This is a genomic window from Streptomyces sp. NPDC031670 (genome assembly GCF_055580545.1).
The window spans coordinates 344489-364062 of record NZ_JBVILC010000001.1; the positions used below are offsets into that span (position 1 = coordinate 344489).

The following is a 19574-nucleotide window of genomic DNA, read 5'->3' on the forward strand; positions in this document are numbered from 1 at the left end:
CGGAAGATCCCCTTGACCCGCCGTCTTCCCCTCATGCAGGGTTGCTGTGCCGAGGAAGGCCGCGCCCCACCACGGGCACTGCCCGCACTCACCGGAGTTCCATCTCCCGCAACGGTATTCCGGCGATGCATTCCTCTTTCCGTTCCCGTGCCCAATTCCGCGCATCCGGTGGGCGGATCGACCACGCCTGCCCAGCGGCTTCCCAGTAAGGGCCCGCGGGTTCCTGCTGCGTGCCGAGAATGTCAAAGACGCCTAATAAGGGTTGGTGCCATGTCTGTCCAGGAGGACACCAGTAGCCCGCTGACCGGGGCCCAGCAGGGGCTCTGGTTCGCCCAGCGGCTCGACCCCGCGAACGCCGCCTACAACACCGCCGAGTACGTGGAGATCCACGGCCCCGTGGACACCGCGCTCTTCGAGACCGCGCTGCGCCGCACCGTCGGGGAGGCGGGCACCTTCGCCCTGCGGTTCACCGACACCGCCGACGGCCCCCGCTCGACGCCGGCCCCGGGTGACGACTGGCCGCTGCACCTGGTGGACGTCAGCGGCGAGGCGGACCCGGACGCGGCGGCCGAGGCGTGGATACGCGCCGACATGGGAGCCGCGGCCGACCTCGGCGAGGGCCCGCTGTTCACCCACGCCCTCTTCACGGTCGCCCCCGACCGTTATTTCTGGTTCCTGCGGGCCCACCACATCCTCCTCGACGGCTACAGCTACAAGCTCGTCGCCCGGCGACTGTCCGAGGTCTACGCGGCGCTCGCGAACGGCCGGGAGGTACCGCCCAGCCCGTTCGCCCCGGTCGGCCGGCTGCTGGACGAGGAGGCGGCCTACCGTGCCTCCGACCGTTTCGTACGTGACCGCGCCTACTGGACCGGCCGGTTCGCCGACGCCCCGCCGGCCACCGGGCTCACCGAGGGCACCGCGCCGCCCGCCGCCGCCTTCCTGCGCCGCACCTCCCTGCTCACCGCCGCCGACACCGAGCGCCTGACGGCCGCGGCCCGGCGCCTGGGCGGGTCGCGCAACGACCTCGTGGTCGCGGCCGTCGCCGCCTATCTGCACCGGGTCACCGGCCGGCGGGACATCGTGCTGGGCCTGCCCACCATGAGCCGGCTCGGCTCCACGGCGCTGCGCACGCCCGGCACGGCCTCAAACATCCTGCCGCTGCGCCTGGCCCTCACCCCCGCCACCACGGCAGGGGAGCTGGTCACGGCGGTCGCCGCCGCGTTACGCGACGTCCGCAGGCACCAGCAGTACCGCGCCGAGGACCTGCGCCGCGACCTCAAACTCATCGGCGGGTCGCGCCGGTTGTACGGGCCGGTCGTCAACCTCGTCCCCTTCGACGAGGAGCCGCCCTTCGGCGGCCACCGCACCACCTCGCACCACCTGTCCGGCGGCGCCGTCGAGGACCTCCAGATCAACGTGCGGCCCGGCGCGGGCGGCGAAGGGCTGTGGATCGCCTTCGACGCCAATCCCGCCCTGTACACCGAGACCGAAGTCGAGGACCACCAGCGGCGGCTGCTGCTCCTGCTCGACCGGCTCGCCGAGGCCGACGCCGCCCTGCCGCTCGCCCGCACGAGCCTGCTGCTCCCCGGCGAGACCCCGGCCCACGCGCCGGCCGAGCCCCAGCGCACCGCCCCCGACGCCGTCCTCGCCACGCGCTTCGAGGCCCAGACCGCCCGCACCCCGCACGCCGTGGCCGTCACCTGCGAGGGTGCCTCGCTCACCTACGCGCGGCTCAACGCCCGCGCCAACCGGATCGCCCGCCTGCTCGTCGAGCGCGGCGCGGGCCCCGGTGAGGTGGTGGCCCTGGCACTGCCGCGCTCCCTGGAGCTCGTCGTCGCACTGCTCGCCGTGGTCAAGTCCGGCGCCGCGTATCTGCCACTGGACCCCGGCTACCCGGCCGAGCGCATCCGCGCCGTCGCCGCCGACGCCGCACCCGCTCTCCTCGTCACCGACGCGGCCACCGCCCCGACGCTTCCCGGGACCGGCGCCGACGTCCTGGTCCTCGGCGAACCGGCTCTCGAAGGCGATCTGGCCGCGCGCCCGGACACCGACCTCACCGACGCCGAGCGCACCGCGCCGCTCACCCCCGGCGACCCGGCGTACATCATCCACACCTCGGGCTCCACCGGCCGCCCCAAGGGCGTGGTGATCCCGCACTCCAACGTCGTACGGCTCTTCGAGACCTCCGCCGCCCACTTCGACTTCGGCGCGGACGACGTGTGGACCCTCTTCCACTCGTACGCCTTCGACTTCTCCGTCTGGGAGATCTGGGGACCGCTGCTGCACGGCGGCCGGCTCGTCGTCGTCCCCTTCGCCACCAGCCGCTCGCCGCGCGACTTCCTGCGGCTGCTGCGGGACGAAGGCGTCACCGTCCTCAACCAGACTCCGTCCGCCTTCCAGCAGCTCATCCAGGCCGAACAGGAGGCGGGCGCGGAGGCCGGCCCCCTGGCCCTGCGGTATGTGGTGTTCGGCGGCGAGGCGCTGGAGCCCGCGCATCTGCGCCCCTGGCTGGAGCGGCACGGTGACACCTCGCCCGCGCTGGTCAACATGTACGGGATCACCGAGACCACCGTGCACGTCACCCACCACCGCGTCACCCGAGAGCTGATCGAGGACCCGCGCGGACGCAGTGTGATCGGCACCCCGCTCCCGGACCTGCGCGTATACGTCCTCGACCACTGCCTCCAGCCGGTCGTGCCGGGCCGGGTGGGCGAGATGTACGTGGCGGGTCCCGGTCTCGCCCTCGGCTACCTGGGCCGCCCCGAACTCACCGCCGAGCGGTTCGTCGCCGACCCCTTCGGCGCGCCGGGCGAGCGGATGTACCGCACCGGTGACCTGGCCCGCCGCGCGGCCGACGGCACCCTGGAGTACGCGGGGCGCTCGGACCACCAGGTGAAGATCCGCGGCTTCCGTATCGAGCCCGGCGAGATCGAGGCCGCGCTCGTCGGCCACCCGGACGTGGCCCGCGCCGCCGTGGTCGCCCGGGAGACGGAGGGCGCGGCCGACCGGATCCTGGTGGCCTACGCGGTCCCCGCCCCGGGCTCGCGTCCCGAACCGGCGGTGCTGCGGACCCATCTGGCCGCGTCCCTGCCCGAGCACATGGTGCCCAGCGCGTGCGTGGTGCTGGACGCGCTGCCGCTGACCGCCAACGGCAAGCTGGACACCAAGGCCCTGCCCGCCCCCGACTTCGCCGCCGCGGCCACCGGCCGGGCCCCGGCCACCGGACCCCGGGCGCTGGTGTGCCGGTTGTACGAGGAGCTGCTGCGGCTGCCCGAGGGGACGGTCGGCGCCGAGGACAACTTCTTCGACCTCGGCGGCCACTCGCTGCTCGCCACCCGGCTGATGACCCGGCTGCGCACGGCCACCGGAGCCGAGGTCTCCATGGCCGACTTCTTCGCCCGGTCCACCCCGGCCGCGCTCGCCGAACGCGTCCCCGCCGGGGGCGGCGGGGCGGCGAGGCCGCCGCTGGTACGCGCGGAGCGGCCGGACCCGCTGCCGCTCTCCGCCACCCAGCAGAGCATGTGGTTCCTCAACCAGCTGGACGGGGCCGCCGCCACGTACAACATCCCGCTGGTGATCCCGCTGGAGCGGGAGATCGACGTGGACGCGCTGCGCGCGGCGCTGGCCGATGTCGCGGACCGGCACGAGAGCCTGCGCACCCTGCTCCCGGAGACCGGCGGCACCCCGCGCCAGGAGATACATCCGCCGGGCTCCCTGCGTCCCGTCCTGCACGTCGTGGACTGCCCCCCGCGGGAGGTGGCGGCGCATGTCGCGTCGGCGCGCGGACACCGCTTCGACCTCACCCGCGACCAGCCCCTGTGGGCCGGCCTCTACGGGACAGGGGCGGCCCGCACGCTGGTCGTGGTCCTGCACCACAGCGCGGCCGACGGCTGGTCGCTGCGCCCGCTGGCCGAGGACCTGTCCACCGCGTACGCGGCCCGCGCCGAAGGGCGTGACCCGGGCTGGGACGAACTGCCGGTCCAGTACGCCGACTACGCCCTCTGGCAACGCAAACTGCTCGAAGGGACCGGCCCGGACGGCGGCGTGGGCGGTCGTCAGCTCGCCTTCTGGAAGGAGGCACTCGACGGTCTGCCGGTGGAGACCCCGCTCCCCACCGACCGGCCCCGCCCCCAGGCCCCCGCCCGCCGGGGCGCCCATCTCACCCTCGACATCTCCGCCGAGCTGCACCGCGCGCTGCTGCGGCTCGCCGACGAGAGCGGCGCGAGCCTGTTCATGGTGCTGCAGAGCGCCCTGGCCGCCCTGCTCACCCGCTGGGGCGCGGGCACGGACATCCCCATCGGCACCCCCGTGGCCGGGCGGGCCGACGAGGCGCTCGACGACCTGATCGGCCTGATGGCCACCTCGCTGGTGCTGCGCACCGACACCTCCGGCGACCCCGCCTTCCGTGAACTGCTCGCCCGGGTCCGGGACTTCGACCTCGCCGCCTACGACCACCAGGACCTGCCCTTCGACCGGCTGGTGGAGGAGCTCAACCCGCCCCGTACCCCCGCGCGCCACCCGCTCTTCCAGGTCATGCTGGCGCTCCAGAACAACACCGAGGCCGTGCTGCGGCTCGGCGGCAACGAGGCGCCGCTGCGGCCCAGCGCCACCGGCACCGCCAAGTTCGACCTGTTCGTGGACGTGGTGGAGCACCGCGGCCGGGACGGCGCCGGGAGCGGGCTCGTCTGCCATGTCGAGTACGCCGCCGACCTGTTCGACCACGCGACCGTCGACCGTGCCGCCCGCGCCCTGCACGCGCTCCTGGCCGCCGTGGCCGACGACCCCGGCGTGCGCCTCGGCGCCCTGCCCGCCCCCGAGCCCGCCGCACGGGCCGAGGAGACGGCGGACACGGTGACCGACACGGCGGAGCTGGAGAGCGGGCTCCTCGCCCGGGGCGACCTGCGGGACGCGGTGGCCGTGCCGGGCGCGGACGGACGGACGGCCGTGTTCGCCGTGCCCACCCGCGCCGCCGCGGCCGAACAGGCGGCCCGCGCCCTGCGGCGCCCCGGAGCGGACACCGGGCCCGCGCCCCGGATCACCGCCGTCAGCGATCTGCCCAGGAACGCCGACGGCACCCTGGACACCGACGCCCTCCACCGGCTGCCCCTCATCGACACGGAGGCCGCCGACCGGTGGGAGCGCGGTCTGGCCGCCCTGCCGGGCGTGCGCGCGGCGACCGTGGCCCTGGAGGAAGCCACCGAGCCGATCGGCCGGCTGTACATCGGCTCCTCCGCCCCGCGCGCGGACACCCCGGCGCACTCCGCCGGTGACAGCGCCGCCACGGCCGTGCCCTCGCTCAGCGAGGGGCCCGAGCTGCCGGAGCCCACGGTGGGCGGCTGGGCCGAGGCGCTGCGGCGGGCGGCCGGCGGCGGCCCGCACGCCGAGGTCGTCCACGTCCGCGCCGACGGCACCGAGACCCGGCGCAGCTACGCCTCGCTGATCGAGGAGGCCTCCCGCGTCCTGGGCGGCCTGCGCGAGCTCGGGCTGCGCCCCGGCGACCAGGTGATCCTTCAGTGCGAGGACACCGAGGACTTCCTCGCCACGCTGTGGGGCTGCGTCCTGGGCGGGTTCGTCACCGTACCGCTGACCGTCCCCGTCTCGTACGCGACGGCGTCGGCGCCGGTGGCGAAGCTGGAGGGCGTGTGGGAGATGCTGCACCGCCCCTGGATCATCACCTCCGCCTCCGGTGAGGAGGGGCTGCGCGACCTGGCGCGGCGGCGCGAGTGGCAGGGCCTGCGGCTCACCACGACCGACGCGCTGCGCGCCGGACCGCTCGACGAGGACTGGCACCCCGCGCACCCCGACGACGTGGTGCTGATGCTGCTGACCTCGGGCAGTACCGGTCTGCCCAAGGCGGTCCGGCTCAGCCACCGCAATGTGCTGACCCGGGCCGCGGCGACCGCCACCCTCAACTCGCTGACCGAGCACGACGTCTCGCTCAACTGGATTCCGCTGGACCACGTCACCGGTGTGGTCATGTTCCATCTGCGCGACGTCTATCTGGGCTGCCGCCAGGTGCACGCGCCGACCTCCTGGATCCTGGAGGACCCGCTGCGCTGGATGGACCTGGCGCACCGCCACCGGGCCACCGTCACCTGGGCGCCCAATTTCGCCTTCGGCCTGGTCAGCGAGCAGGCGCACCGGATGTCCGGGCGGCCCTGGGACCTCTCCCCGATGCGGCTGGTGATGAACGCGGGCGAGGTCGTCGTCGCGGCGACCGCCCGGCGCTGGCTGGAGGTGATGAAGCCGTTCGGGCTGCCGCAGGACGTCATGCACCCGTGCTGGGGCATGTCCGAGACGTCGTCGGTGGTCACCGACACCGTGCTGGCGGCCGAACCGCGCCCCGGCGAGGAGGCGTTCGTCAGCTGTGGACTGCCCTATCCCGGCTTCGCCATGCGGATCGTGGACGACCAGGACCGTATCGTCGCGGAGGGCACCGCGGGCCGCCTCCAGGTGCGCGGCACCACCGTGACCTCCGGCTACCACGACAACCCCAAGGTCAACGCCGAGTCGTTCACCCCCGAGGGCTGGTTCGAGACCGGCGACCTGGCCTTCCTGCGCGCGGGTGAGCTCTACATCACCGGCCGCGCCAAGGACGTCATCATCGTCAACGGCGTCAACCACTACAGCCACGAGATAGAGACCTGCGTCGAGGAACTCCCCTTCGTCGTAAGGAGCTTCACCGCGGCCTGTGCGGTGCGCACCGACCCGACGGCGGGCACCGACGAACTCGCGCTCTTCTTCCATCTGGAGGAGGGCACGGACACCGCCCGGGCGCTGCGGGCGATCCGGGGCAAGGTGACCCGGGAGATCGGGATCAGCCCGGCACATCTGATGCCGGTCGAGGCGGCCGTGATCCCCAAGACGGAGATCGGCAAGATCCAGCGCACCCAGCTGCGCAAACGGTTCGAGGCGGGCGAGTTCGACCCGGTCGCCCAGGCCTCGGAGATCCTGCTCGGCAGCACCGCGACCGTGCCCGACTGGTTCCTGCGCCCGGTGTGGCAGCGCGCCGAGCGCGTCCACGCCGAAAGGGCCGTGCCGGGCGGCCACACCCTGGTGCTGGCCGGGCGCCACACCCCGGCCGCGGAGGTGGCCGACGCCGTCGCGGAGCTGCTGCGGGAGCGCGGCGGCCGGTGCACGGTGGTCACCGCCGGGCCGGAGTTCGCCCGGAGCGACGCCGCCCGCTACCGGCTGCGCGTCGACGATCCGGAGGACTACGGGCGGCTGCTGGACGCTCTCGCGGCGGACGACCGGCCCGTGGAGACCGTCCTCCACCTCGGCGCACTCGGAGCGGGAGGCGATGAACCGGCCAGTGCGGCCGAGCTGCTGGAGGCCCAGCGCGACGGCGCCGACTCCCTGCTCTGCCTCGCCCAGGCCCTGACCACCCGTCACCGCTCCGGCGGCCGGGTCGCCCTGTTCCTCGTGGGCGCCGGGTGCCACGCGGTGGGCGCGCGTGAACGGCCCTCCTACACCCACGGCACGGTCGGCGGCCTCCTCAAGAGCCTGCGCGAGGAGCTGCCCTGGCTGAGCACCGTCCAGGTGGACCTGGCGTCCGGGGGCAGTCCCGGCGAGCGGGCCGGGCTGCTGCTCGCGGAGAGCGCCGCCCCGGTGGCCGACACCGAGGTGGCCTTCCGCGACGGGCAGCGCTGGATCCGCCGGCTGGCCCCCCTGCCCGACCCGCTGCCGCGCGCCACCGCACCCGCCGTCGAAGGGTTCCGGCTGGTCAGCGGCGGCCTGGGCGGCGTCGCGGGACGCCTCGCCGAGCATCTGCTGAAGACGCCGGGCACCCGGCTGCTCCTGGTCGGACGCACCCAGCTGCCCGACGAGGAGAGCTGGGACAAGCACCTCGCCGAGGGCGGCCCGCTGGCCCGCCGGATCACGACGTACCGCGGCCTGCGCGAGCTGGGCGAGGTGCGGTACGCGAGCGCCGACATCACCGACCTGGACGCGCTGCGCGCCGTCGTCGACGAGGCCGCCGCGGCCTGGTCCGCCCCGCTGGCCCAGATCGTGCACCTGGCGGGCCGCTTCGAGCAGCGGGCCGTGACCGATCTGTCCCTGGACGAGTGGCGTGCGGCGCTCGCCGCGAAGGTCACCGGCGGCTGGGCGCTGCACCGGCTCGCCCGGGAACACGCGACCCGCTCCTTCGTCTCCTTCTCCTCGGTCAACGGCTACTTCGGCGGCTCCATGAGCAGCTCCTACGCCGCCGCCAACGCCTTCCTCGACGCCCTCGCCGCCCATCAGCGCGGTGCCGGTCTGGACGCGCAGAGCCTGGCCTGGAGCATGTGGGACGAGCTCGGCATGAGCGAGGGCTACGGGCTCAAGTCGCTGACGGAGGCGCGCGGTTACCGCGTCCTGGACACCTCCGCCGCGCTGCGCTCCTTCGACCTGGCCCGCACCCTGGCCGAGCCGCATCTGCTGATCGGCACCGACCGGTCGCTGCCCTGGGTGCGCGGCCACGTCCGGTCCGCGCCGCGCCCGGTGCACCGCCTCGCGGGCCGGGTGGTCCTGGAGGACGACGCGGACCTCGGCGCGCTGTACACGGCCGCCGCCAAGGCCGCCGGGGCGGCCGGCGCCGACGGCAACTGGGTGCTGCGCGCGGCCGGTTCCGCGACGGGAGTGACACCCGGCGCGGCCGACGACCCGGCCGAGGGACCGCGCCGGCTGGAGAAGATCCTCAGCGGCATCTGGTGCCGTGTCCTGGAGCGCGACCGGGTCGGCGTCGAGGAGAACTTCTTCGACCTCGGCGGCCACTCCCTGCTCCTGGTCCGTGCCCAGGGCGCGGTCAACGAGGAGTTCGGCTGCGAGCTGAGCGTGGTCGACCTGTTCAGCCACCCCAGCGTCCGTGCTCTGGCCCGCCACCTCGTCGACATCGGCGTCGGCGCCGCACCGGCCGAGCGGCCCGCGGCTGCGGACGCCCCGTCCGGCGGGCTCGACCGCGTACGGCAGCGGGCCGAACGCCAGCGGGCCGCCCGCGCCTCCCGCCGCCCCGCCCCGAACACCCCGCACACCCCCCACACCTCGCACACCGAGCACGAAGGACCCCGTGACGATGGATGAGACAGAACGGCCGGAGTACGGGCCCGAGACGGCGGTCGCGGTCGTCGCCATGGCGGCACGCTTCCCCGGCGCCGACACCGTCGAGGAGTTCTGGGAGAACCTGGCGGCCGGCCGGGAGTCGATCCGGCCCATCACCGACGAGGAGTTCCTGGCGGCGGGCGGCGACCCCGCGCACCTGTCCGACCCCGATCTGGTGCGGATGGCCTCGGTGGTCGAGGGCATCGACCGCTTCGACTCCGCCTTCTTCGGGTACAGCCCGGCCGAGGCCGAGGTCATCGACCCGCAGCAGCGCCTGCTCCTGGAGTGCGCCTACCACGCCCTGGAGGAGGCGGGGTACGCGGGCGGGCACGGCGACCTCCAGGTGGGGGTGTACGCGGGCGCCGGCGACAGCCGGTACTACCCCGGGCACGTCCACCCCCGCTTCGCCGGGCAGAGCGCCTCGGTCGCCCTGGTCCACGCCGCCACCAGCAACTCGCTGGGCACCCTGGCCACCCGTATCTCCTACGAACTGGGGCTGACCGGGCCCAGCCTCTCCCTCCAGACGGCGTGCTCCACCGCCCTCGTCGCGATCCACACCGCCTGCCAGGACCTGATCGACTACCGCTGCGACGTCGCCCTCGCGGGGGCCGCCTCGCTCAACCCCTCGGCGCTGCTCGGCTACCGTCACGTACCCGACGGACCGTTCTCGCCGGACGGCCGCTGCCGGGCGTTCGCCGCCGACGCGGCGGGCACCTCCTCGGGCGACGGCGTCGGCATGGTCGTGCTCAAGCGCCTGGAGGACGCCCTCGCCGACGGCGACCGCATCCGCGCGGTGGTGCGGGGCTCGGCCATCAACAACGACGGCCGCCGCAAGGTCGGTTTCACCGCCCCCAGCACCGAGGGCCAGACGGAGGCGATCCTCGCCGCCCAGGTCGCCGCGGGTATCGACGCCGGCTCCATCGGCTACGTGGAGGCCCACGGCACCGCCACCCGGATCGGGGACCCCATCGAAGTGGCCGCCCTGACCCGGGCGTTCCGCGAGAGCAGCGACCGCGAGCGGTTCTGCGCCCTGGGGTCGGTCAAGAGCAACATCGGGCATCTGGGCGCCGCCGCCGGGATCGCCGGCTTCATCAAGATCGTGCTGGCGCTGGAACACGGGCAGATCCCGCCGACCCTCCACTTCGAGCGGCCCAACCCGCTGATCGACTTCGCGGCGAGCCCCTTCCGGGTACCGACCGCGCTGGAGGAGTGGGACGCGGGGTCCGCGCCGCGCCGGGCCGCCGTCAGCGCCTTCGGCGTCGGCGGCACCAACGCCCATGTGATCGTGGAGGAGGCGCCGGCCGCCGCGCCCGCTCCGGCCCCGCGCCGGGGGGAGGACGAGCGGTGGCACGTCCTGCCGCTCTCCGCCCGCACACCCGGCGCCCTGCGCGGCCAGGCGGCGAACCTCGGCCGCCACCTCACCGCGCACCCCGGCCTCGACCTCGCCGACGTCGCCCACACCCTGCGCACCGACCGTCCCGCCATGCCCCACCGGGCCGCGGTGGCGGCCCGGAGCACCGAGCAGGCCGCGCGCATCCTGCTGCACCCGCTCCAGGCCCCCGCCGAGGCACGCGGCGAGGAGGCCCCGCCGGTGGCCTTCCTGCTGCCCGGCGGCGGCACCCAGTACACCGGCATGGGCGCCGACCTCTACCGCGAGCAGCCGGTCTACCGGGACGCCGTCGACCGCTGCGCCGCCATCCTGCGTCCCGTGACCGGCCGCGATCTGCGCACCGCGCTGTACGAGCACACCGAACCCGGGAGCGTCGACGCCTTCCTGGCCCTGGTGGTCACCGAATACGCGCTGGCCACCGCGCTGATGGAGCACGGCGTTCGGCCCGCCGCGTTCATCGGGCACTCGCTGGGCGAGTACACCGCGGCCACGCTGGCCGGGGTGATGACCCTGGAGGAGATGCTGCCGCTGGCCGCCGAGCGGATCCGGCTGATCACCTCGGCCGGGGGCGCCACCGTCGGCGTCGCCCTCGGTGAGGAGGCCCTGCGCGGTTACCTCACCGACGACCTGTCGCTGGCCGCGGTCAACGGGCCGGCCGCCTGTACCGTCGCGGGGCGCGCGGATGCGGTGGCGGCCCTGGAGGCGCGGCTGCTCGCCGACGAGGTCGCCTTCCGCCGGCTGCGGATGCCGGCCGCCGCGCACTCCCACGTCCTGGACCCGATCCTGCCCGCCTTCGCGGACGCCCTGCGGACCGTGGCCCTGCGGGCGCCCAGGATCCCGTACATCACCAACGTCACCGGGACCTGGGTCACCGACGCGCAGGCGACCGGGGTGGAGCACTGGCTCGACCACACCCGTCGCACGGTCCGGTTCGCGGACGGCATCGCCACGCTGTGGGAGCGCGGCAACCCGCTGTTCGTCGAGATCGGCCCCGGCGACAGCCTCGCGAAGCTGGCCGCGGCCCGGCTCGGGGACGCGCCCGTGACCACGGTGCCCACCATGCGCCACGCCAAGGCCGCCAGCCCCGACGGACAGGTCTTCGCGGAGGCGCTGGGCCGGCTGTGGAGCGCGGGCGTGCCCGTCGACATCACCGGTCCCGAAGAGGAGCGCGAACCGCGCCGGGTGCCGTTGCCGGGGTACGCCTTCGAGCGGCGCCGCCACTGGATCGAGGCGCCCGGGGCCGAGGCGCCCACCGGCGCCGACGACGAGACGGACGGGCAGAGCGGCTCCGGCCGCGCGCCCCGGCCGTATCTGACCACCGAGTACGCCGCGCCCCGCACCCCCCAGGAGCGCGCCGTGGCCGCGCACTGGGAGGAGGCCCTGGGCATCGAGGGCATCGGCGTCCATGACAACTACTTCGACCTGGGCGGCGACTCGATGCGCGCCGTGATGCTGGCGGGCCGGATGCGCACCGAGGGCGTCCTCGACGTCCCGGCCGCCGCGTTCCTGTCCGCGCCCACCGTCGCGGGGCTCGTGGCGCTCGCCGGACGCGCGGGCGCCGCCGGGCGGGACGCGTTCGCGCCGCTGCTGCCGCTGCGCGCCGACGGCGACCAGCGTCCGCTGTTCTGTGTGCATCCGGGCGCGGGCATCGCCTGGCGCTACACGGGCCTGCTGCCCCATCTCGGTGCCCGCCAGCCGGTGTACGGCCTCCAGGCGCACGGCCTGGACGGCACGGTGGAACCGGCCGCCGACGCCAAGGAGATGGTCGACTCCTACCTCGCCCGGCTGCGCGAGGTGCAGCCGCGGGGCCCGTACCGGCTGATGGGCTGGTCCTACGGCGGGTTCGTCGCCCACGCGATGGCCACCGCGCTGCAACGGCAGGGCGAGGACATCGAGTTGCTGGCGATGCTGGACGCGCCGCTGACCGGGGACGAGCCCGCGGACCCGGCGGCGACGGAGCGCCAGGTGGCGTCGCTGCTCGTGCGGGTCGCGGGCGTGGAGATGCCCGAGGGCGGGGCGGACGTCGACGAGGTGGTCCGGCTGATCGGTGCGGACGACGCGGAGCGCGGACCGTCACCGGTGACCCGTGAGGAGGCGCTCGCGATCGCCCGGGTGATGCGCAACAACCTCGCCATCGCGGGCGGCTTCGCCCCCGAGGTGTTCCGCGGCGACGTGCTCTTCTTCAGCGCCACCGGGGACACGGGCACCCCCGCCGACCCGGCCGATCTGTCGCTCGCGACCGGGAAGGCCGACAGCTGGCGCCCGTACGTGAGCGGCGTCCTCACCGACCACGCCGTGCCCTGCGGCCACTACGAGATGACCGAGCCGGAGCCGATGGCCCGGATCGGCGCGGTGCTGGCCACCGCCCTGCGCCCCGCCGCCGGATGACCACCCGCCCACCGCGCCGCACACCCGGCCGCACCCCCGGCCGCACAGCAACGAAGGGATCAGCCGTGCCCAGTCCGTTCGAACCCGGCGGAGGCGACGAGCCGTCGCATCTGGTGCTCGTCAACGCGGCGGGAGAGCACTCCCTGTGGCCCGCGTTCGCCGCCGTACCGGCGGGCTGGGAGGCCACCGGCCCCGCCGCCGCCCACAGTGTCTGCCTCGCCCGTCTGGCGCGGACCGACGCCCACCCGTCCCCCGCTACCCCCTCAGGAGCCACCTCGTGACCCAGGACCTGTACGAACTCGGTGACGCGCCGCCGCTGGGCGAGGCGCCCAAGCGCATGTACGCCTCCCTCATCCGGCCCGAACGCTACGGGCAGCCCATCGACGCCTTCCGTACCGAGGTCGTGGACGTGCCCCCGGTCGGCCCGGGCCAGGTCCTCATCAAGGTGATGGCGGCGGGCGTCAACTACAACAACGTCTGGGCGTCGCTCGGTGACCCCGTCGACGTCATAGCCACCCGGCAGAAGCGCGGCGCCGTCGAGGACTTCCACATCGGCGGCTCCGACGCGTCCGGCATCGTCTGGGCCGTCGGCGAGGGCGTGCGCCTGAAGCCCGGCGACGAGATCGTGCTGCTCGCCAATGTGTGGGACGAGAGCGCCGAGGACATCCGCCTCGGCGCCGACCCCTCCACCTCCGCCTCGCAGAGCGTGTGGGGGTACGAGGAGAACTACGGGTCGTTCGCGCAGTTCGCGGTGGTCGACGAGTACCAGTGCCACCCCAAGCCGAAGCGGCTCTCCTGGGCGGAGGCCGCCTGTTACATGGCGACCGCCGCCACCGCCTACCGCCAGCTCTTCGGCTGGGAGCCGCACACCGTGCGCCCCGGCGACGCGGTGCTGATCTGGGGCGGGGCGGGTGGCCTGGGCTGTATGGCGATCCAGTTGGTCAAGCAGCGCGGCGGCATCCCCATCGCGGTCGTCTCCAGCGACGAACGCGGCGAGTACTGCGTGAAGCTGGGAGCCAAGGGCTATATCAACCGCCGCGACTTCGACCACTGGGGACGGCTGCCCGACACCTCCGACGACGACGCCATGGCCCGGTGGCTCAAGGGCGCGCGGGCCTTCGGCCGCCGCTTCTGGGAGGTCCTCGGCGAGCGCCGGGCCCCCAGGATCGTCCTGGAGCACTCGGGCGCCGACACGATCCCGACCTCCATGTACCTGTGCGACAACGCGGGCATGGTCGTCATCTGCGGCGGCACCACCGGCTACAACGGCGATGTGGACCTGCGCTTTCTGTGGATGCGGCAGAAGCGGCTCCAGGGCTCCCACGTCTCCAACGCCCGCGAGGCCCGCGAGGTCACCACGCTCATCGACCAGGGGCTGCTCGACCCGTGTCTGTCGCTGACCCTCGGCTTCGAGGAGATCGGCAAGGCCCACCAGCTGATCCACGACAACCAGCATCCTGCCGGGAACATGGCGGTGCTGGTGAACGCCGAGGCGTAAGGCGTCAGTCGGGCCGCCGCGCCACGGGGGCGGCGGCCCAGCTGAACACCCCCGGGCCGGCCGGGCGCACCCGGACGTCGAGGACGTACCCGGGCAGCGCCCTCGGCCGGGCCCGGAAGCCGCCCGGGACCGGCCGTGCCTCGATCGCGAGCAGGGTGGCCGGTGCCCGCCCGGCGGGGAGCAGGGCCGCGAACGCCTTGAACGCGGCTTCCTTGGCCGAGAACGCGGCGAGCAGCCGGCGCGCCGCGGTGGGCGCCGGTGTGGCGTCCGTCCAGGTCCGCTCGTCGGGGCCGAGCACGATGTGCGCGCTCTCCAGCGGCAGTTCGCGCACTTCGAGGTCGCATCCCACGGCGTGGACGTGCGCGGCGGGCGCGGCGAGCGCGACGGCGAGGCCGCCGGAGTGGCTGATCGAGCCGGCCCACCCGGCGGGGAACCGGGGCCGTCTGCCGTCCCGGAGGATCTCCGTCAGGGCGTGCCCCGGCCCGGCCAGCGCCCGGCGGGCCGCGAGGCGTCCGGCGAGGAAGTCACGGCGGCGCGGCGGCGGCATGGCGGCGGCCGACGCCCGCTCCCACGGTCCGGCCGGGCACGCCCCCGGTTCGCCGGCGCGGGCCAGTCCGAGCGAGAGCCCCTCGGCGTGCAGGGCGGGGCGCAGCAGAAGCAGCGCGCGCTCGGCGGCTGCCCGGCCGGAGTCCGGGTCCGGCCGGGTGACACGGGCGCCGGGCGCCCGGTCCGCCGCCTCGCCCGGCGCCGCGGCTTCACGCACGCAGCAGCTTCTTGATGATCTTCCCGGCCGGGTTGCGCGGCACCTGGTCGATGAACTCGATGCGCCGGGGCCGTTTGTAGGAGGCGAGGCGCTGGGCGAGGTACGCCTGCAACTCGGCCGTTCCCGTGCCCTCCTCGACGACGACGTACGCCAGCGGCACCTCGCCGAAGTCCTCGTCCGGCACCCCGACGACCGCCGCGTCGCGTACCGCCGGGTGGGTCTGGAGGGCGCGCTCGATCTCCGAGGGGTAGACGTTCTGACCTGCCCGGATGATCAGGTCCTTGCTGCGGTCGATCAGCCGGATCAGACCGTCCCGGTCGATGTGCCCGAGGTCGCCGGTGCGGATCCAGCCGTCGACGGTGATCTCGGCCGTGGCGGCCTCGTCGTTCCAGTAGCCGCGCATCAGCCCCGGTCCGCGCACGCAGATCTCCCCGATCGCGCCGGGCTCCACCTCCTGGCCGTGCTCGTCCAGGGCGCGCGCGGACATCCCCGGAACGACCCGGCCGGCCGGGATCACCTCGGGCACCGCGTCGGGTGCCGGGTGCTCCTCGGGGCCGAGCGTGACGAACGGGCCGCCGACCTCGGTCATTCCGTACACCTGGCGGAAGCCGCAGCCGAGCCGTTCGACGGCTTCGGCGTAGATGTCCGGCGGCATGGGCGCGGCCCCGTACAGGATCTCGCGCAGGGTGGAGAGGTCCGTGGTCTCGGCGGACTTCGCACGCAGCAGGAAGCGCAGCATCTGCGGGACGAGCCAGACGTGGGTGGCGCGGTGGGTCTCGATGGCGGCCAGCGCGGTCTGCGGCTTGAAGCCGGGCATCAGGACCACGGTCGCGCCCGCCGCCATATAGGTCAGCGAGACGACCATACTGCCGTGGTAGAGCGGGCAGCAGTTGACCAGCACCATGTCGTCGGCGGGCCGGGCCACGGCGAGCCAGCCGAGCGCGATGGCCCGGAACGAGGCGTGGTCGACGGTGACGCCCTTGGCCTGTCCGGTCGTCGCGGAGGTGTGCAGGATCGCCGCGGGGGCGTCGTCGGGGATGTCCTCGAGCCTCGGGCCGCCGTCGGCGCCGAGCGCGGCGAACGCCTCGTCGTCCAGCCTGATACGGGTGCGCACCGGCAGGTCGGGGTGGCGGTCCAGCAGCGCGCCCTCACCGATCACGGCGACGGCGCCGGTGCGCTCGACGATCCCGGTGACCTCGGCCGGGGTCAGGCTGTGGTTGAGCGGGACGAAGAGCGCGCCGATACGGGCGAGCGCGAAGTACGTCTCCAGGACCTCGACGCGGTCCAGCGAGAGCACGGCGACGCGGTCACCGCGCCGGATGCCGAGCCCGGCGAGTCCGTGGGCGAGGGCGAGGCCGCGGTCGTGGAACTGGGCCCAGGTGACGGAGCGGTGCTCGTCCACCAGGGCCGTCCGGTCCGGGAAGCACTGGCGGTTGCGCTCCGCCAACTGGGTCAGCCACATCAGGCGGCGCCCGGCTGCGGGGTGGCGGCGTCGCGGTCCGCGATGAACCGCTCGTAGTCGGCGATGGTGGTCAGGCCCTCCATGTCCTCGGCCGTCACCTCGACGCCGGTGCGCTGCTCGATGAGCAGGATCAGCCGGACGAGGTCGCCGGAGTCGATACCGCTGGCGCTGAGGTCCTCGTCGTCACCGATGGCCTCGGCGAACTCGGGTGTGCCGGTCAGCTCGACCAGCATCGTCCTGATGGTGCTCATGGGCGTACCCCTCTCGTTGCACGGACTACCGAAGAGAGAGGCGCGGTTCGCGCCGCGCACTCCCCCGCCCCCGCGTGACCTTCGTCACGGGCCGACGGCATGTGCCCGGGGATTGGGTGCCCCGGTCCGGACCTCTTTCTCTGTGAAGGCACCGCCACCGCGGCGGTACGGGACGAAGGGGTGGTCGACGGCGTGGAGCAGCTCAACGCGCACTTCGAGGCGCTGCTCGCGGCCGGGGAGCAGATCGAGCCCCGGGACTGGATGCCCGACGGCTACCGGCGGATGCTGATCCGGCAGATCTCCCAGCACGCGCACTCCGAGATCATCGGTATGCAGCCGGAGGGTTCCTGGCTCACCCGGGCCCCGTCGCTGCACCGCAAGGCCAGTCTGCTGGCGAAGGTGCAGGACGAGGCGGGCCACGGGCTCTACCTCTACTCGGCGGCAGAGACCCTCGGGGTGTCGCGCGCCGAGCTTCTCGACGCGCTGCACAGCGGCCACCAGCGGTACGCGGCCACCTTCGACCACCCCGCGCTGACCTGGGCCGACACCGGGGCCATCGCCTGGCTCACGGACGGCGCGGCCGTCGTCAACCAGGCGCCGCTGTGCCACACCTCTTACGGCCCGTACGCGCGGGCGATGCGCCGGGTGTGCCAGGAGGAGGCGTTCCACGTCCGCCAGGGCTATGACGTGCTGTGGTCGCTGTGCCGGGGGACTCCGGAGCAGAAGGCGATGGCGCAGGACGCGGTCGACCGCTGGTGGCTGCCGGCCGTGGCGCTGATGTTCGGGCCGCCGGACACCGTGGCGGGCGGCGCGGACGACCGCACCGCGGCCATGGGCGCCGCCGTCTCGCAGCGGTCGATGGCCTGGGGCATCAAGCGGCACACCAACGACGAGCTGCGCCAGCGGTTCGTCGACAACGTGGTGCCGCAGGCGGAGCGGATGGGGGTGACCCTGCCCGATCCGGCGATCCGCTGGAACGAGGAGCGGGGGCACTACGACTTCAGCCCCATCGACTGGCAGTTGTTCCGCGGCGCGCTCGGCGACGGCTCGCAGTGCAGTCACCGGCGGCTCGCCCACCGGGTCGCGGCGCACGAGGACGGCGCCTGGGTGCGCGAGGCGGTCGACGCCTACGCGGCGGGCCTCGCCGACGGGGCGGACAGCGACGACGAGGAAAGGCGCGTGGCATGAGCGAGCGGTCCGCACGGGTGCTGACCCCGTGGGAGGTGTTCATCCGGCCGCGCCGGGGCCTGGCCCACCAGCATGTGGGCTCGGTGCACGGTGCCGACGCCGACATGGCGCTCGCCAACGCGCGCGACCTGTACACGCGCCGGGGCGAGACGGTGTCGGTGTGGGTGGTGCGCTCCGACGCGGTGCACGCCGCCTCACCGAGCGAGAAGGACCCGTTCTTCAGCAACGCCGCCCACAAGCCGTACCGCTACCCCGAGCACTACATCCCGCTGAACGAGGAGAGCGGCCATGACGGTTGAGCCCTCCGGTGAGAACGCGGACCTCGCCGCCTACGTCCTGCGGCTCGGCGACGACGCGCTCGTGCTGTGCCAGCGGCTGTGCGCCCTGGTGACCCGGGCTCCCACCATCGAGGAGGACCTGGCGCTCGCCAACATCGCGCTCGACCTGCTCGGCCACGCCCGCACCCTGCTCGCGTACAGCGGGCGTCTCGACGGCACCGGCCGCGGCGAGGACGAGCTGGCCTACCACCGCACCGAGCGCCAGTTCCGCAACGTCCTGCTGGTGGAGCTCGCGCCGGCGGACTTCGCGGTGACGGTGGCCCGCCAGCTGGTGTACGCGCACTACAGCACGCTGCTGTGGAGCGCGCTGGAGAAGTCCCGCGACGCCACCCTGGCGGCCTTCGGCGCCCGCGCCGCCCGTGAGGTGGAGTACCACCGGATGCACGCCGACCAGTGGACGGTACGTCTGGGCCGGGGCACCGCCGAGAGCCGCCGCCGGATGCAGGCCGGACTCGACCTGGTGTGGCCGTACACGGCCGAACTCTTCGAGACCGACGCCCTGGCGGACCGGCTGGACGCGGACGGGACCGCCGTCGCCCCGGCGCGGCTGCGACAGGAGTGGGAGCGCGGGATCACCGCCGTCCTCGACGACGCGCGCCTGACACCGCCCAGGCCTTCCTGGCGGGCGACGGGCGGCCGGGACGGGCTGCACACCGAGGAGTTCGCGCCGCTGATGGCCGAGTTCCGGTCGGTACGCCTCCAGTACCCGGGAGGCACCTGGTGAGCGCCGCACGTCTGGACGTAGAGGAGGTGCGGGCCCGGGTGAACACCGTGCCCGACCCCGAACTCCCCATGATCACCCTGGCCGACCTCGGTGTCGTCCGCGCGGTCGGGGCGGCGCGGGACGGCACCCTGGAGGTCGTCATCACCCCGACCTACCTCGGCTGCCCGGCCATGCCCGCGATCGAGGCCGGGATCCGGGCCGTGCTCACCGAGTGCGGCCACCCCGACGGCCGGGTGCGGCAGGTGCTCGCACCCGCCTGGACCACCGACTGGATCACCGACGAGGGCCGCCGCAAGCTCTCCGAGCACGGCATCGTGCCGCCCGGCTCCGCCCGGGCTCCCCTGTCGGTCCGGGTCGGTCTGGGTGTGCCCTGCCCGCACTGCGGCTCGGTGGCGACCCGGCCGCAGAGCCCGTTCGGGGCGACCCGCTGCCAAGCCGTCCTGGTATGCACCTCGTGCCGGGAGACCTTCGCGCATCTGAAGGCGATGTGACGCACC

The 19574-nt window shown here is 74.3% G+C and carries 11 protein-coding genes; 8 read left to right on the forward strand and 3 right to left on the reverse strand.

Annotated features, from left to right (window positions below; genetic code table 11):
• Positions 1-270: 270 nt before the first annotated feature.
• From ACZ5ID_RS01585 to ccrA, 4 genes are all read left to right on the forward strand, one after another.
• Positions 271-9057, forward strand: coding sequence for an amino acid adenylation domain-containing protein (locus ACZ5ID_RS01585; RefSeq protein ID WP_468892403.1), 8787 nt, complete (start codon positions 271-273; stop codon positions 9055-9057).
• Entirely contained in the window at positions 9050-12853 is a 3804-nt protein-coding gene (locus tag ACZ5ID_RS01590) for a type I polyketide synthase (protein ID WP_468892405.1), read from the forward strand. The genes ACZ5ID_RS01585 and ACZ5ID_RS01590 overlap by 8 nt, the downstream gene beginning before the upstream one ends.
• A 65-nt stretch (positions 12854-12918) precedes the next feature.
• Positions 12919-13134, forward strand: a complete 216-nt coding sequence (locus ACZ5ID_RS01595; RefSeq protein ID WP_468892406.1) for an MbtH family protein — start codon at positions 12919-12921, stop codon at positions 13132-13134.
• A gap of 56 nt (positions 13135-13190) precedes the next feature.
• Positions 13191-14351, forward strand: coding sequence for a crotonyl-CoA carboxylase/reductase (gene ccrA, locus ACZ5ID_RS01600; protein WP_468893137.1), 1161 nt, complete (start codon positions 13191-13193; stop codon positions 14349-14351).
• A gap of 4 nt (positions 14352-14355) precedes the next feature.
• On the opposite strand, the gene ACZ5ID_RS01605 is transcribed toward ccrA, so the two are convergent.
• Genes ACZ5ID_RS01605 through ACZ5ID_RS01615 form a run of 3 tightly spaced genes read right to left on the reverse strand, consistent with a single transcriptional unit; the run spans position 14356 to position 16827 of the window.
• Complete coding sequence (locus ACZ5ID_RS01605; RefSeq protein ID WP_468892408.1) at positions 14356-15114, reverse strand: 4'-phosphopantetheinyl transferase superfamily protein; 759 nt, start codon at positions 15112-15114, stop codon at positions 14356-14358.
• Entirely contained in the window at positions 15107-16576 is a 1470-nt protein-coding gene (locus ACZ5ID_RS01610) for a class I adenylate-forming enzyme family protein (protein ID WP_468892410.1), read from the reverse strand. The genes ACZ5ID_RS01605 and ACZ5ID_RS01610 overlap by 8 nt, the downstream gene beginning before the upstream one ends.
• Positions 16576-16827, reverse strand: coding sequence for an acyl carrier protein (locus tag ACZ5ID_RS01615; RefSeq protein WP_468892412.1), 252 nt, complete (start codon positions 16825-16827; stop codon positions 16576-16578). Before ACZ5ID_RS01615 ends, ACZ5ID_RS01610 begins: the two co-directional genes overlap by 1 nt.
• Positions 16828-16926: 99 nt before the next feature.
• On the opposite strand from ACZ5ID_RS01615, the gene paaA reads away from it, so the two are divergent.
• From paaA to paaD, 4 genes are read left to right on the forward strand one after another with little or no spacing between them, the layout of a single operon-like run.
• Positions 16927-18015, forward strand: a complete 1089-nt coding sequence (gene paaA / locus ACZ5ID_RS01620) for a 1,2-phenylacetyl-CoA epoxidase subunit PaaA (RefSeq protein ID WP_468892414.1) — start codon at positions 16927-16929, stop codon at positions 18013-18015.
• Positions 18012-18314, forward strand: coding sequence for a 1,2-phenylacetyl-CoA epoxidase subunit PaaB (gene paaB, locus ACZ5ID_RS01625; protein WP_067162897.1), 303 nt, complete (start codon positions 18012-18014; stop codon positions 18312-18314). The genes paaA and paaB overlap by 4 nt, the downstream gene beginning before the upstream one ends.
• A complete protein-coding gene (gene paaC, locus ACZ5ID_RS01630; protein WP_468892416.1) occupies positions 18304-19077 on the forward strand; it encodes a 1,2-phenylacetyl-CoA epoxidase subunit PaaC in 774 nt (257 codons plus the stop codon). Before paaB ends, paaC begins: the two co-directional genes overlap by 11 nt.
• Positions 19071-19568 (forward strand): 1,2-phenylacetyl-CoA epoxidase subunit PaaD, encoded by a 498-nt coding sequence (gene paaD, locus ACZ5ID_RS01635; RefSeq protein ID WP_468893140.1) that lies wholly within the window; start codon positions 19071-19073, stop codon positions 19566-19568. Before paaC ends, paaD begins: the two co-directional genes overlap by 7 nt.
• Positions 19569-19574: the final 6 nt, after the last annotated feature.